At 49.0% G+C, this 15,850-nt stretch carries 11 protein-coding genes; 8 read left to right on the top strand and 3 right to left on the bottom strand.

All coding sequences use genetic code 11. The annotated features are described in order from the left end of the window. The first annotated feature begins 7 nt into the window (after positions 1–7). Complete coding sequence (locus ACWPW2_RS21650) at positions 8–790, top strand: DsbA family protein (RefSeq protein WP_429218054.1); 783 nt, start codon at positions 8–10, stop codon at positions 788–790. Positions 791–1,138: 348 nt separating this feature from the next. Then, complete coding sequence (locus tag ACWPW2_RS21645) at positions 1,139–1,705, top strand: hypothetical protein (protein WP_429218056.1); 567 nt, start codon at positions 1,139–1,141, stop codon at positions 1,703–1,705. A gap of 969 nt (positions 1,706–2,674) precedes the next feature. Here the strand turns inward: ACWPW2_RS21645 and ACWPW2_RS21640 are convergent. Then, complete coding sequence (locus ACWPW2_RS21640; RefSeq protein ID WP_429218058.1) at positions 2,675–2,899, bottom strand: Hha/YmoA family nucleoid-associated regulatory protein; 225 nt, start codon at positions 2,897–2,899, stop codon at positions 2,675–2,677. 171 nt (positions 2,900–3,070) lie between these two features. Here ACWPW2_RS21640 and parS point away from each other — a divergent pair, with 171 nt between their 5' ends. Both parS and ACWPW2_RS21630 read left to right on the top strand, forming a co-directional pair. After that, positions 3,071–3,514 (top strand): type II RES/Xre toxin-antitoxin system antitoxin, encoded by a 444-nt coding sequence (gene parS, locus ACWPW2_RS21635; RefSeq protein ID WP_429218060.1) that lies wholly within the window; start codon positions 3,071–3,073, stop codon positions 3,512–3,514. Further along, positions 3,511–3,981: an RES family NAD+ phosphorylase gene (locus ACWPW2_RS21630; protein ID WP_429218061.1), complete on the top strand. Its 471-nt coding sequence runs from the start codon at positions 3,511–3,513 to the stop codon at positions 3,979–3,981. The genes parS and ACWPW2_RS21630 overlap by 4 nt, the downstream gene beginning before the upstream one ends. 566 nt (positions 3,982–4,547) lie before the next feature. On the opposite strand, the gene ACWPW2_RS21625 is transcribed toward ACWPW2_RS21630, so the two are convergent. After that, positions 4,548–4,766 (bottom strand): cold shock domain-containing protein, encoded by a 219-nt coding sequence (locus ACWPW2_RS21625; RefSeq protein ID WP_139966980.1) that lies wholly within the window; start codon positions 4,764–4,766, stop codon positions 4,548–4,550. A 270-nt stretch (positions 4,767–5,036) separates the two neighbouring features. Here ACWPW2_RS21625 and cspF point away from each other — a divergent pair, with 270 nt between their 5' ends. The 3 genes from cspF to ACWPW2_RS21610 all read left to right on the top strand — a co-directional run bounded on the left by cspF (position 5,037) and on the right by ACWPW2_RS21610 (position 14,334). Continuing rightward, positions 5,037–5,249: a cold shock-like protein CspF gene (gene cspF / locus ACWPW2_RS21620; RefSeq protein ID WP_139967018.1), complete on the top strand. Its 213-nt coding sequence runs from the start codon at positions 5,037–5,039 to the stop codon at positions 5,247–5,249. Between the two features lie 181 nt (positions 5,250–5,430). Next, a complete protein-coding gene (locus ACWPW2_RS21615) occupies positions 5,431–5,595 on the top strand; it encodes a YnfU family zinc-binding protein (protein ID WP_219846329.1) in 165 nt (54 codons plus the stop codon). Between the two features lie 156 nt (positions 5,596–5,751). Continuing rightward, positions 5,752–14,334, top strand: a complete 8,583-nt coding sequence (locus ACWPW2_RS21610; RefSeq protein ID WP_454125364.1) for a GH36-type glycosyl hydrolase domain-containing protein — start codon at positions 5,752–5,754, stop codon at positions 14,332–14,334. Between the two features lie 19 nt (positions 14,335–14,353). Here ACWPW2_RS21610 and ACWPW2_RS21605 read toward each other — a convergent pair whose 3' ends face one another. Then, positions 14,354–14,587, bottom strand: a complete 234-nt coding sequence (locus ACWPW2_RS21605; protein ID WP_102891561.1) for a hypothetical protein — start codon at positions 14,585–14,587, stop codon at positions 14,354–14,356. 215 nt (positions 14,588–14,802) lie between these two features. Between ACWPW2_RS21605 and lpxP the strand changes: the two genes are divergently transcribed. Continuing rightward, positions 14,803–15,711 (top strand): kdo(2)-lipid IV(A) palmitoleoyltransferase, encoded by a 909-nt coding sequence (gene lpxP, locus ACWPW2_RS21600; RefSeq protein WP_102891560.1) that lies wholly within the window; start codon positions 14,803–14,805, stop codon positions 15,709–15,711. Positions 15,712–15,850: the final 139 nt, after the last annotated feature.

The raw sequence follows: 15,850 nt of genomic DNA, 5'->3' as shown, positions 1-15,850 counted from the left end.
AGCACACGTGAGCGTAAGAAAGACAACACTGTCATTAGTTACAACAATCATATTATCTGTTTTTACCCCACTCCATGCAGCACCTGCGCCGGCATTCACGCCAGAGCAGGAAGCCCGCATCGGGGAAATAGCCGCTGATTATCTGCTGGCACACCCGGAAGTCCTGGTGCAGGTCAGCCAGAAGCTGCAGCAACAACATCATGCGCGTGAGCAGCTGGCCATGAGTCTGAAAGTCATGGATAACCAGGCGGCACTGCTCAGGGATGCTGACACGCCGGTGACCGGCCCGGCCGGTGCGAAGGTCGCCGTGATTGAGTTCTTCGACTATCAGTGTGTGTTCTGCAGCAGACTAGCGCCGGGGATGGAGCAGGTGATGAAAACCCGTCCTGACGTGCGTTACATCTTTAAGGAATGGCCGATATTTGCAGCGAAGTGGGAGACGTCGTCCCTGGCGGCGCAGTACGGTATCGGGGTCTGGAAAGCGAAAGGCGCAGCAGGCTACCTGACCTACCACAACGGGATTTATCACACCGGGCACATCGAGGGTGACCTGACGAGAGAGGATATCAGGGCTGCTGCTCACGCCGCCGGCGTGGGTACGCTGAACGCCGTGGATCATGCCCCTGTTCTGGAAAAAAACGATGCGCTCGCCCAGGCGCTGGGGCTCACGGGTACACCAGGCCTGATTGTGATGCCGGTGGAGAACGCCACGCCTGAAACCATCACTGTCTTTGCCGGGCTGGCGTCACCGGAGCAGATTCTTACGGCGATCGATAAAGCACAGCACTGACGCGCCCGGTCCCGCCGGGCTTGTCCAACCCGGCAAAAGCAGGATGACCCCCTGCCTTTACCGGGTTAGCGGTAATTCAATGTGCTGTGTTCAGCATAAGACGGCAGACCGGCGTCGTGCCGGTCTGGATTTACATATGCGTGAACAGATTAGAGACATTGGAAAGCACATTTTCAGTCAAGGGTGTCACAAACCTGAACGGACGTACCGGGTGGGGCAAATGAACATTTATAATTACATCGAGCTGAACTGTGGATTCGAAGCATATATACAGTTATGACCTTATAGATTAATGATTTTTAGTTTTTGCCCCATCAGACTACATCTACCGATACAAGAGAGGGAACCGTGAGAAAACCACAGCAGTCTTATGACCTGGAAATTCCTGACGACGACTATAAAACGGCCGCCGTTATGATGCGAGATAAGGCAAATTTTGAGTCGCCTTACAAATGGGTATACGTGGGTGCTGACGCAAGGTCTCCCTGGGATGCAAAGATCGGGATTACGATGGACGACCTGCGCTCCCGCTCATACAGCACAGGTAACGCGGAATATTATTTGTTCTGTGCATTTCAGTGCGACCAGAGAATCACGAAGCAACAGCTCGAAGACATTGAGAGAAGCGCTATAGCCTATCTCGACAGAGTATTTGTCGATGATAATGGTATTACAAAACGCAAGCCCCACTGGGAATCACAACGGCTGTCAGAATGGTATTACGGTATAAATTTTGAGGAGTTCTTTGTCCATGTGCACAATTTCCTCTATGACAATTACGGCACGTCTTTCCAGATTGGTGCTTACCTCAATGAGGTTGGTGAGATGGATGGCCAGGCACTTGCATGGCTTTTCAACCCTCAACTAGAACCTGGTGTGAGTGAGCGATATTTAAGAATGATACTCCGGTACTGACTGTTGAATACAGCCCAAAACCCGTGCAAAAAATCCCGCCGAAGCGGGATTGGTCGTACCTGAATCAGCGATTTTCTACGTAATCCATGATTACCAGAATAATTGCGATCATCGGGTGCATCAGTTTCAACAACTTACTCATACAAGCCTCCAGGCTTAGTGTTTACGTTCATGCCAGTATTCCCTTAAGGTCAGAATGATGACCGTCAGGGGTTGCGCGAGTTTCAGTACCAAAAGCCATATATGCATTTGATTTCTTCCATCTCATTACGCCTGGCTGTAAACACCCTTGGGCTCGTCTTTACAGTTGTTGTGTCTGATGCTGGCAGACACATACGGCGTAAATTTTTGTTGGGGCAAGGTTCAAGCATCACCAGGAACCCGACTTAGAAAATTCACTTTAGAATCAATGTCACATCACTAAAGCATGATAAAATAATTGAAGGATGCCGTTCTTATCGTTAAGCTAATTTCAGCTGGCAGACACATACGGCGTGTGGAAAAAGCCGCAAACTTTTTCCCGTTTTGAAAGGCCCGACCTCATCAGTCGGGCTTTTTCATATCCTTCTCCGGGCATAATGCTCGCCACAACATCTAGCGACCGCTACTTAAAACTTAAAACTTGCCCATATCTAGCTCTTGACAATCATTTTAGTAACCTTTGTTTTGAGTACAAGAGTTGATTTTGGCACTAACTTGAGGTTGCGAAAGCGTAATAAACGCTAAGTCCTCGTCGCATAAGGCTTGCCGAGGTTGTCAATAATTTGAAAAAAAAATGAAATTTTGATCGAGTGCTGATTGTTTCTCAAAAGAATCACAAAAATGGGCGCATTTGCCTCTCGTAACATCACTTTTCCGTGATGTTACTGACCAGAAGTAGCAATTTTTCACAGCAGACTTATGGTAAAAAAATCATTTTGAAGCAAGTGGAAGAGATTAAGCCATTAACATACAGTTAACATAACTGGTTCAAAGATTTCTCCAGGCACTGGCCGGGACTTTATCCCACAGCTGCTTGTGTCTTAGTTCTGCTCTGCGGTGATCAGACGCACTCATCATTGCGTCCAGTTCATGCCCCGACAGTTTATCCCGCAAACGCTCAAACACCCTTTCCAGCGTGTCTTCTGATGCGCATTTCCTGAATTTCATCAGGTAGTAATGCTGCAACTCTTTGTATGCATTTTTATCGTCCACGTTGTTCTCCGGAAGATATATCGGGTGCGATAGCTGCGCATTGTACGTAGGATGTGTAATGACTAAAATACTTGTGATCAGCGGATAAATCACTTCCACAACTATCAGAAGTTGTTATTTGCCCCAAAGAAACCATTTGGATATACTTAGATATCCAAATGGAGGGTAATCGTGAAAACATTCAACTTATCCACGACTCAGGCCAAACCACCGCGTTTATGGCAGGTGGCGGGGTTAAATACATCTGACGGTGTTGCGTTGGTGGGCCAGATTAATGAAGGCCTGGATGGCAAAGTCGCTACCCTGATCGTTGACTGGGCAAAAATGTCCCAAAATGACCTGCGCAAAATGTCAGGCATACCACCCACGACGTTTGGTCGCAGTTTAAAAGCGCGATTCAGTCCCGACCAGAGCGAACGACTGGTTCGCATCATCCGTGTCATTGATCGGGCGGTGGAGCTGTTTGAAGGGGACAAGGAGGAAGCCCAGAAGTGGCTGAAGGAACCAAACCGTGCCCTGGGCTGGAAAGTGCCTGCTGAACTCATGGCATCCGAAACCGGGGCTTATGAAGTCATGAAGCTGATCACCCGTCTGGAACATGGGGTGTACTCTTGATTCTCTATCGGCTAACAAAAACAAAGTATCTTTCTACAGCCTGGACGGGATACGGAGCTAAAGAGGCCGGAGGCCGTTGGAACAATGTTGGTACTGCAATGGTTTATGTGTCAGAGGCAGCATCGCTGACTATGCTGGAAACGCTGGTACATCTGCGCGCAACACATATCATGGATTACTTCACGTTACTGCGTATTGATGTGCCAGACGTCCAGATTCAGAAAGCCAATATGGATGAACTGCCGGATAACTGGGCAGATGAAGAAGCGCCGCCAGAACTTGCAGCATATGGAGATGCCTGGTGCTTTACTGGTTCCTCAATAGCGCTGCGCGTTCCCAGTGCATTATCACCCGTTGAATTTAACTATTTATTGAATCCTGAACACCCGGATTATTACAGGGTCATAAAAAAGTCAGAAGAAATTCCCTTCAGATTTGACAGTCGGTTGAAACGTGACCGGTCTTAACAGGCAGAAGTAAACACTTCTGTAAAGATGAAGTTCAGCTCTCTTAAAAGCTATATAGCGCCTGGGGTGGGATGCACACGCTTCACCTTTCCACGACAATGCGAGCCCGGTATCTGCCAGTATGATCTCTGCTTACGCTTATGGCATACATTGCATAATACAAATGTCCGCTTTGTGCCAAAAGCGGACGTTGCTAAAATCGGGATGTACTAATCTGCGGGGAGCAGGCCAAGCCCATAAGGGCAACGCTGTTATGTCTGGCGATGAACATTTTCGGGAAGGTGTTATTGAGGAAGTGATGAGATTCGCATAGTACGGTGTAGGGCGATAAAACTCCGGTTGGCGTAATATGCATTTCGGTTATCAGCTTATGTAAAGTGAAAGTGGAGGTATTGCCACCATGAGAGTCATCAGACCTGAGTCAATAAAATGAAAAAATCGTGTAAGGCTGTAATCAAAATATACGCCGACAAGATATGATGAATATTATCGTGTTCCACAGAATGATTTTGTTACTCTGTCTTCTCAGCAGTAAATTTTAGTCGCTGCCGCCGGCTCGGGAATATTTATTTATCGCAAAGCGTTACACTGGCGGCAGTCAGCCCTTTTTCTCCGTGCTGGATAGCGAATTCAACTTTTTGTCCTTCAAAAAGTGTCTTAAAGTTATCACCAAGAAGAGCAGAAAAATGTACGGGTACATCCTTCCCGCCATCGAGAGGAGAAATGAAACCAAAGCCTTTTTTTTCGTTAAACCACTTTACCAGGCCTTTACTTCGTAATGACATACTGACTCCTCGTAAATGATATAAAGTTGATAGTAAACGAGTACCACTAACCTCAGGATTATCAAAAGATACCAGCAGTTGTCCTTAATAATGTTTGCTGCCCGCTGTTATGTTTGATACTTCGTCTCGATGGAGGTCATTAACACATGGCGCGTAATAATTAGCAATTTCTATTTTTAAAACATAGAAATGCTTGCAGGAATGAATTAAAGGTGGATTTAAGGTTTTTTTCAGCGTATGGTTGTTGCGAATTTAAAAAAAGGAATTAATTTGTCGCGTAAAATGACTGGAATTGTCAAAAGTTTTGACATTCTTAGTGGTAAAGGTCTCATCATCCCATCAGATGGCCGAAAAGATGTTTTGCTTCATATTTCTGCTGTTAGTTGCGGCGAAACAAATCAGCTCATTCCCGGGCTACGTATTGAGTTTTGTCGTATCAATTGCCTTAGTGGTCCTGTTGCAGCGAATATTTACTTAGCATGAATATCATACAATTAGAGGGTCTGATTGGTTTCATTCACCCTTTTTCCCCATAAAAGTCGTCTAAAAGTAGCTCCCCTTGTTTTCTCCCTTTTGTAGATTAAAACTGATGAATAAAAATTAAGCGTTCAATTTTTAATCAGGCATGATAAGCTGAAGCTCCTTCATTGAAAGGTTAATCAGAATGTCTATTATTGATTACGCAATGAAATTCATCAGTGGTGCATCGATGACCCCTGTCATCTGCCCCGTCTGTGGCTTCCGGTCATCTCAATCTCTCGCGAAAGTTCGCCGTAATCAAGCAATGCTGTGCCCGGGATGCAAGGCGCTGTTTGTCTCGTCGCCTTAATCCTTGCACTCATTCGCCCATTAGCTCGGTGTTCCCGGACTTAAATCACATTCCAGCAGCTGTTGAATCCCTGATGCCTCACGCCATCCTGAGAGAACGTTTCTGAACTGATTTCACAACTGCTCCTGCGCGCTAACGTCGCATCAGAGCAACTCTATGAAAATGAATCCCAGGACGTGGTTTAACCGCTCCCCGCTTCCGGCACAAGTCGCCGGATACGTTACCTTTCCGGCGAACTATGCCGCCGATGAATCCAGTCTGCGATCAGAACTTTTTTCGACCGCTCAGATGGAGCGCTATGGAAAGGTACTGGCACATACGCATAATTTATCCCCCCATAAACTTCCATATTACCTTCTGAAACGACTCGCGGACAACGAAGCCGTCATCACACAAAACTGCTACGAGCTTAATGCCGGGATAAAAACGAGCGTTATACCCGCAGGGGAATGGCTGCTTGACAATTACTACCTGATTGAAGAGCAAATCCGAACTGTCCGCCAGCATTTGCCGAAAAGTTTTGGTAAAGGCCTTCCCTCGTTGATGTCACCCCTCAGTTGCCCACGAATTTATAATATTGCCTCAGAGGCCATTGCTCATGGTGATGGTCACTGGGACGTAGCCAGCCTGACCAGTTATCTCAAGGCCTATCAGCAGGTGACTCCGTTGACATTAGGCGAGGTCTGGGCATTGCCGGGAATGCTGCGACTGGCTCTGATCGAAAATGTTCGTCGTATCAGCATGGATGTGATAAAGGCTCAGCGTGAACGTAACCTTGCAGGTGCATGGATTACTAAAATTTTCGAATGTGCTGAGAATAAGCCTGCTGATTTGATTACGGTAATTGCCGATATGGCGCGCTCCCGGCCACCGATGACCAGTGCATTTGTTGCAGAACTTGTTCGGCGCCTGCAGGGACATGGAAACGTGCTTTCCTTACCTCTGACCTGGGTTGACCAGTGCCTTGCGGAACAGGGGATAACAAGTGACTCGCTTATACAAAGCTTCAATCAACAACTTGCTGCCAGTCAATTGTCCGTCAGTAACAGTATCGCAGGGCTGCGATTATTGAGCGAAACGGACTGGGCCGATTTTGCGGAAACGATAAGCGTCGTCGAACAGATGCTGCGCAATGATCCCGCCGGTATCTATCCAAGGATGCATTTCGATACCCGGGACCATTATCGCCATATTATTGAAATTCTTGCGAGACACAGCGACTTCAGTGAGCCGGAGGTCGCGACCATTGTGCTTGCGCTTTCAGCGGAAACAGCACCGGATACACTGGAGCATCACGTTGGCTTTTTTCTGGCAGGCGAAGGCCGGCAGCAGCTGGAGCTTCATCTGTTGGCTAAAACCTCGAAGCTCATACGTCTTCGTCACAGTTTTAACAGAATTACCCTGCTTTCATGGCTTGGAAGCCTGGCATTGTTAACTACCGCAACGGCTGCGGAAATTTTACACGCAACGTTCCTGCAGGGCGCAGACTGGCTCTTGATCGCTGTGATATTACCTCTCATTATCGCGCTGACCCAGTTAATGAGTGATTTGTTGAGTGATGCAACCACCCGTTTCCGCCTTCCGCGTCCATTACCCGCAATGGACTTTTCATCCGGTATTCCGGCTGACAGTGCAACCATGATTGTGATCCCATGCATGCTGACGAGTCAGGAAAGCCTCAGTACGCTCCTCTCAAGTCTTGAAGTCTGCTGGCTGGGAAATCAAAACGAATACCTTCGTTTTGCTTTGCTGACCGATTTCGCTGATTCAGCAAATGAATCAACACCTGAAAGTAATGCTCTTCTCAGGCAGGCCATAGACGATACGGCGGCGCTTAACAGGCGTTATCCTTCCAGCCGCCCAAGATTTTATCTGCTACACCGACAGCCTGAATGGAATCCGGCTGAAGGAATATGGATGGGATATGAACGCAAACGGGGAAAACTGGCATTGCTTAACAGGTGGTTGCGCCGTCCCGGGACACAGTTCATTAGTGTTGCGGGCATGCCAGCCCATCTTTTACCAGGCCATGTTAAATACGTCATCACACTGGACAGTGATACGGTACTGCCGCGCGATACCGCGCACAAACTGGTTGCCACAATGGCACATCCGCTCAATAAGCCAGAGTACGATCCGGTTCTTCAGCGGGTTGTCAGAGGTTTCGGCATTTTGCAACCCGGCCTTGCGGAAGAGATACCTCGTAACGGGCAGGGGCGTTATGCTGCGATGCGCAGCAGCGTACCTGGCAGTAATCCCTATTCGATGATGTCTTCAGACATTTATCAGGATCTCTTTGGAGAGGGCTCGTTCGTGGGTAAGGGTATTTATGATGTCGATATCTTTGTTCAGGCCACCATTAACGCCTGTCCTGAAAATCTGGTTCTCAGTCATGATTTACTTGAAGGGTGTTATGCACGCTCTGGACTATTGAGTGAGATCTTGCTTTACGAGCAGTACCCCAATAATTATCTTTCAGATGTCGCACGTCGCTCACGCTGGATACGGGGAGACTGGCAACTGCTTAACTGGCTGAGGCCTCGCGTCAGAAAAGCAAATGGAAGCCATGATAAAAACCCGTTGTCCGCACTTTCTTACTGGAAACTTGTCGATAATTTGCGTCGCAGTCTGGTTACTCCTTCTTTACTTTTTTTGCTGTTTTTCGCCATGCTTTGGGCACCCAATCCGTATTACTGGCTTGGTACACTATCGCTTATCTGGCTGCTGCCTGCCATGCTCGCCATCATGCATGCCCTTCTGCATAAACCGCTTCGTCGCCACTTTAAAAAGCATTTGTTACTGGTAGGGGAAGGGGCATTAAGGCGCCTTTCAGGGACAGGACTCAATCTGGCGATACTACCGCATGAAGCCGGATATTCTTTAAAAGCAATTGTTGTGACCTTGTGGCGTCTGAGCATCAGCAAACGCAATCTGAGCCAGTGGGTTAGCCACAACCCAGATAACAATCTGGGCAGATCCTCTGTTGCTCGTTTTTATCAGGCAATGTGGCTGAATGTTGTATGTGCCCTTGCACTCACACTTCTGACCGCAAAATTTTCACCTCAGTTGCTGCCGGTTGCTTCTCTGATCACGCTGTTATGGTGCCTGGCCCCGCTGTTGATGTACTGGCTGAGCCGGCAGCCAGTACGTAAGGTATTTTCACCAAATGAAAAACAAAAAAAACTGTTGCGCCAGACGAGTCGTGAAATCTGGGCATTTTTTGAGACTTTTGCCACTGAGAAAGAGAACTGGCTTCCACCTGATAATTACCAGGAAAAACCGCAACCGACTACTGCTCACCGCACTTCGCCTACCAATATCGGCCTTTCCCTGATGGCTAACCTCACGGCATGGGACTTTGGTTATCTGCCCGGGGGAGAGGTGCTTCGGCGCGTGTCGCTCACGCTCGATACGCTGGATAAACTGGAACACTACCGTGGCCATCTTTACAACTGGTATGACACCCTGACGCTGGCCCCTCTCAGCCCACGTTATATTTCGAGCGTTGACAGCGGTAACATGGCGGGTCACTTGTTGACGCTGCGTGAAGGACTGTCTGCGATGCGTCATCAGCCTGTTTTAAATACCCAACAGATACTTGCCGGGCTGAACGATACACTGGATATTCTCGATAAACAGTGGAGCCAGAGTCCGCCCTCGAGTCTTCCATTGTTACGAAAACACTGCCTGATCGCCGAGTCGCTTCCCGCACATGTGTTTTTCAGCGAGCTGAAAAAGATGCGCATCCATTGCAAGAACCTGGTAACACAAAGTCACCAGGGAAATCCACTCCAGCAGCGCTGGGCAGGACATCTGGAACATCAGCTGGTACAGTTTTGCCACGAATGGTCGTTTCTGCTCAGCTGGTTACCAGCCTCCTGGAACAAACAGACACTCCCTACTCTGGGCTGGCTTGCCAACGCGACCTTTAACGGTAAAGGAAGCCCCCCTGCATCAACGACGCTGCTGGCCCGGATGAGACTGAATATTATCACCGAGCTTGAACAGCGACTGGATGACCATTCACGGATGGATTTCGCCTTTCTATACAATGAAGCAACCAGCCTGCTCAGGGTCGGTTATAACTGTGATACGAATACACCCGACAAAAGTCATTACGATCTGCTGCCATCTGAAATTCGCCTGACCAGTTTTCTGTCCATCGCAACTAATCAGTTGCCGCTTAAAAGCTGGTACGCTCTGGGGCGGCTGTTTACCACGATTGATAATAAAACTGCCCTGATGTCATGGAGCGGTTCTATGTTTGAATACCTGATGCCAAATCTTGTAATGCCCTCCTGGCCTGGTAGTCTGCTCGATGAGATGAGTCGATCTGCAGTCATGCGCCAGGTTGACTGGGGAAAAGAACGCGGTGTGCCATGGGGCGTATCGGAGTCCGGCTATTATGCTTTTGATGTTCAGCATAATTATCAGTACCAGGCATTTGGTGTGCCTGGACTTGGTCTTCGCCGGGGGCTTGCCGATGACATGGTTGTCGCCCCTTACGCCACTCTGCTTGCATTAATGATCTCGCCTCAGGAAGCCTGCAGAAATTTGTTCAGGCTGGAAAAAAATGGAGCACATGGCGAATATGGTTTTTATGAGGCCCTGGACTATACCCCCTCACGTCTCACAAGCGGGCAATTGTATGCGGTAGTACAGTCATGGATGGCACATCACCAGGGTATGGCGTTTCTGGCACTGGCTGACGTGCTGCTTGACGCTCCCATGACTGAGAGATTCATGTCCAGTAAGGTATTCCGGTCTGCGAGCCTGCTGTTACAGGAGCGGGCACCGGATGCTATCGACCTCTACAGTCCCCGCCGTCATTTTGAATCTCATGAGGGGAGGATCAGCCCCGTTCGCCATGAGCCCCGGATTTTCAATGGTGTGGACTCGCTGGCCCCGGATATTCAGCTACTTTCCAACGGACATTATCATCTGATGGTGACTGCGGGTGGAGGAGGCTACAGCCGCTGGAATGATATTGCTCTTACGCGCTGGCGCAGTGATACCACCCGCGACAACTGGGGGGCATTCTGTTTTATCCGTGATACGCAGACTGGCGACGTATGGAGCAATACGTGGCACCCCACGGGAAACACTACCGAACAAATCGAAGAAGTGATATTTACTGACGCAGGCGCTGAATTCAGACGTACTTTCAGCGGACTTAGTGTTAAAACTCAGATCGTGATTTCGCCGGAGGATGACATTGAACTGCGGCGACTCACACTGACTCATCATGGCCGTCATCCCCGCACACTTGAGCTGACAACCTATGCTGAAGTAGTACTGGCACCCGATGCAAGCGATCTGGCGCACCCGGCTTTCAGCAACCTGTTTATTCAGACTGAGCTGGAGCCTGAGCGGGATGCCATCCTTTGCCACCGTCGCCCTCGCTCGCCAGATGAACCAATTCCCTGTCTGTTTCACATGATGGTGTTGCGTGGCGATAACCGTAAATCCGTCTCGTTCGAAACGGACAGGGCTAAATTCCTTGGGCGTGGCAGAACCCCTGCAGATGCCCTTGCCATTGAGGAAGGAGGGGAGCTCAGCAACACCTCAGGATCTGTGTTGGATCCGGTACTGGCCATACGCCATGCCATTATTCTGCTGCCAGGCCAGCCGGTCACGATCGATATCATTTATGGCATCAGCGAAAGCCGCCAGAAAAGTCTGGCGTTGCTGGAAAAGTATCGTGATTACCATATTGCGGATCGTATGTTTGAGCTGGCCTGGTCTCATAGTCTGGCGGTCCTGCGCCAGATGAACGCCAGTGAAGATGATGCCACTTTGTTTAATCGTCTTGCGAGCGCAGTGCTTTACCCCAGTCCGGAGTTGCGTGCCGAAAGTAAGGTCATCAGCCGTAACAGGCGCGGTCAGTCCGGCCTGTGGGGCTGGGGAATTTCTGGTGATCTGCCTGTAGTGCTGCTCCGTATTACCAGCGAGGCTGGTATCACCTCTGTTACCACACTGATTCAGGCACACCGGTACTGGAGACAGAAAGGGCTGGAAGTGGATATGGTTATCATGAATGACAGTCCCGGGGGCTACCAGCAGGGCTTACAGAATCAGATTCTGGATTTAATTTATGCCGGCTCCGAAGCCAGTCTGTTGGATAAAACGGGAGGGCTTTTTGTCCGTAATGGTGAGCATCTCTCCGCTGAGGATAAGCAACTTCTGTTGAGCGTGGCCTGCCTTTATCTTGATGACCGTGCGGGGAATATTAATGAGCAGCTTAACCAGCGTATACAGACCTCAAAACCTCGTACCAGAGCAATCATTCCTTATAAAGAACCGGGAAGTAATCAACACACTGACTGGACGCCAGAAACCCATCTGTTGCGTCATTTCAACGGGTATGGTGGATTTTCTCAGGACGGTCGCGAGTATCAGATTGTCCTGCGGGAAAATAATATGACACCGGCGCCGTGGTCGAATGTACTGGCAAATTCTCGTTTTGGTACCGTAATTTCCGATGCCGGACAGGCTTACACCTGGTATGAAAATGCGCATGAATACCGGCTAACACCCTGGGAGAACGATTCAGTGAGCGATCGCAGCGGCGAAGCGTTTTACCTGCGCGATGAAGAGAGCGGTCAGTACTGGTCACCGACGGCGCTCCCTGTTCGAGGCCACGGTGAATACCTGACCCGACATGGTTTTGGCTATAGTGTCTTTGCTCACAGAGAAAGTGGAATCGACAGTGAGCTGACGGTCCTGGTCGCCGAAGAGGCACCTGTCAAACTGGCACTTCTGACGCTCAGTAATAATTCAGGGCGAACACGTAAAATTTCCGTTACTGGCTATGTGGAGTGGACGCTCGGGGAATCCCGAACCCGCTCAGCCCTTCATGTTGTGACACATGCGTCCAGTATTCATGGGGGGTGTGCAGTGCTGGCTAACAACTTTTACGGTGATAATGGTAGCGAACGCACTGCATTTTTTGCCGTAAGCGGTAACCATTGCTCTCTAACGGGTGACCGCCGCGAATTTATTGGTCGTAATGCTTCCCTGCAGGAACCCTCTGCTATGAAACTGCACAGACTTTCAGGTAAAACGGGAGCTGGCCTCGATCCGTGCGGAGCTGTACAGTCCGCCGTCACACTAATTGACGGGGATCACAGGACGTTTATTTTTGTACTCGGTACAGCTGAGAATCATGCCAGCGCTCAGGAAACGCTTGTCCGTTACCTGAATGAGGATACGGTCCGCCAGGAGCTGAACCGGGTTCACACCCACTGGCATAACGTGCTAGATAAAATCGTGGTTAATACGCCCGACACCTCTGTGAACTTGCTTGTCAATGGCTGGCTGTTATATCAGACAGTAGCCTGCCGGCTTATGGCCCGCAGTGGTTACTATCAGTCAGGAGGTGCGTTTGGTTTTCGCGATCAGCTGCAGGATACGATGGCCCTGAGTCATGTCGATCCGAACCGTATGCGTGAACAGATAATACTGTGCGCATCACGGCAGTTTACTGAGGGAGATGTACAGCACTGGTGGCACCCACCTCATGGCAATGGTGTACGTACGAGCTGTTCTGACGACTACCTGTGGCTTCCGCTTGCTGTCTGCCACTATGTGGAAACAACGGGGGATAAAGATATTCTGGAAATATGCATCCCTTATCTGGAGGGGCGGACACTACAGACTGGTGAGGAGTCTGTCTATTACACGCCTGCCATCAGTGACACTGAAGATACGCTCTGGTTGCACTGCGTAAAAGCTGTGGAGCATGGGCTGAATTTTGGAGAGCATGGGCTGCCGCTTATGGGGGCAGGCGACTGGAATGACGGGATGAATCAGGTTGGTATTGAAGGTAAAGGAGAAAGCGTCTGGCTGGGCTTCTTCCTCTATGACATCCTGACCCGGTTTTCGGCACTGGCGGAAAGCAGGCACGATGACAATATGGCCTCGATGTGTCGCTCGCAAGCCCTGCTCCTGCAAAACAACCTCGAAACCCATGCCTGGGATGGTGAATGGTACCGGCGCGGGTATTTTGACGATGGTACTCCCCTTGGCTCGAAAGCCTCGCAGGACTGCCGGATTGATGCGATTGCGCAGAGCTGGTCTGTACTGTCGGGAGCTTCAGGCAGGGAACGGCGAGCACAGGCCATGCAGGCACTGGATAAGCATCTTGTGGATAAAGAAGGTGGATTGATAAAACTTTTGGCACCCCCTTTCGATGGACACGGCCCTAACCCGGGTTATATTCAGGGGTATCTGCCCGGAGTTAGGGAAAACGGGGGACAGTATACACATGGCGCCATCTGGGCAGTGATGGCATTTGCCCGAATGGGGAATGCTCAACGGGCCTGGCAACTCTGGTCGATGCTCAACCCGATAAACCACACGTCGAATACAAAAGAGGTTGCGGTTTATAAGGCAGAACCTTATGTCATGAGCGCTGATGTTTACAGCGTTGCTCCGCATACTGGCCGGGCAGGATGGAGCTGGTATACCGGTTCCGCAGGCTGGGCCTGGCGTCTGCTTACCGAAGAATTACTGGGGGTAAAACGCTTTGGCAATGCCTTTACTGTCCATGCCCTGCTCCCGGATGAGTGGACTTCTTTCTCTATGGCATATCAGTATGGCGATAGTCATTATCAGATAAGTATCTTACGCGGCGAGGGAGAATACCGGGTTACACTTAATGGCATTCTTCTTCCCGATGACAGAATACCACTACAGGATGACGGGAAAAACCATACGGTGGAGATCATTCAGAACTGATACTGGTTCCATACGCGTATTAACGTCTGCCGTTAATACGCTGGTTATCCCTGAGAACATCAATCGCGGTCTGCATGGCGACTTTATCATCCCGCCGTTTTTGCTTGTCCTGCATGACCTGAAGGTATTCGAGTAAGGTTCGGGTATTGATCGGTCGGCCCTGCTTACCCACAGCAAGCACAGCTTCACCAAGAATAATTTTTACTGGAGGAAGCTGTGCCGGGTACCAGTCAAGGGTGTCTTCTGATTTCATTATAAATTTCTCATGGAAGGGTATTGTATCATAAGTCATAAAACGTAATTTTTAATATCTGATGTAATGATTCAAAATATATATCTAAAACTCAAAGCAGTTATTTTCTGAATTTTCTCCTGACTGAGTTGTCTAAATGCTGTGTCTCGCTAAAGATAAAATATTTAATGGTTTTTTCCTTATGCGTAAAACTTTCATTTGCTTTAAGGAAATTCATGCTGCAACCCTTTACCAAGAAATTTCTCTATCCCCGCTACTGGCTTATCTGGACTGGCTTGGGCCTGCTCTGGCTTATCGTTCAGCTTCCTTATCCTGTGTTACATATTCTTGGCGCTGGCCTTGGAAAATTATCCAGGCCCTTTATGAAACGCCGGGAAGGTATTGCGATCAGAAATATTGAACTCTGCTTTCCCGACATGACACCATTTGCCCGAAGCCAGATGGTCACTAAAAACTTCGTTTCTCTCGGGATGGGGCTGATGGAAACAGGCATGGCCTGGTTCTGGAGTGATGCCAGAATCAAAAAATGGTTTGATGTAGAAGGAATAGAAAACCTGACCAATATAACACGAGGCGTAATGGTTGTTGGAATTCATTTCATGTCTCTTGAATTGTGCGGAAGGGCTATGGGGCTATGTCATCCTATGATGGCTACGTATCGCCCGCACAATAATGCTCTGATGGAATGGATCCAGACTAAAGGGCGGATGCGGTCGAATAAAGCTATGATAAACCGACGTAATTTATCCGGTTTTGTTCATGCACTCAGGGCTGGTGAGGCGGTATGGTTTGCACCTGATCAGGATTATGGTTCTAAAGGAAGTGTTTTCGCACCGTTTTTTTCGGTAAAAAAAGCAGCGACGACAAACGGAACATATGCGCTGTCAAAACTTGCCGGTGTTGATCTAATCACTCTTTGCTTGATTCGACGGAACGACAAAAAAGGATACAACATGTATATCAGCGGTGTGTTATCAGACTATCCTGAGGGGGATGAAATCGCTGCAGCCACGTATATAAACAAGATAATCGAAAGTGAAATCCTGCGTGCTCCTGAGCAATATCTGTGGATGCATCGTCGGTTTAAAACCCGCCCGAAAGACGGGGGGTCTTTATACGAATGACCGTTCTCACATGCTGTTTCTATTTCTGGCTATGACATTCAGGTGGTTCTGAAATCTATTGCCTGGCCGGGAGTAACGTCTCTCTGTCCGGTCCGGCAGGCTCATTTTTTTGTCTGTAAACACTAATGAACAACGGATC

The sequence above is a fragment of the Kosakonia sp. Marseille-Q7440 genome (genome assembly GCF_965119485.1).
This window is presented reverse-complemented; position numbering and strand designations above follow the sequence as displayed.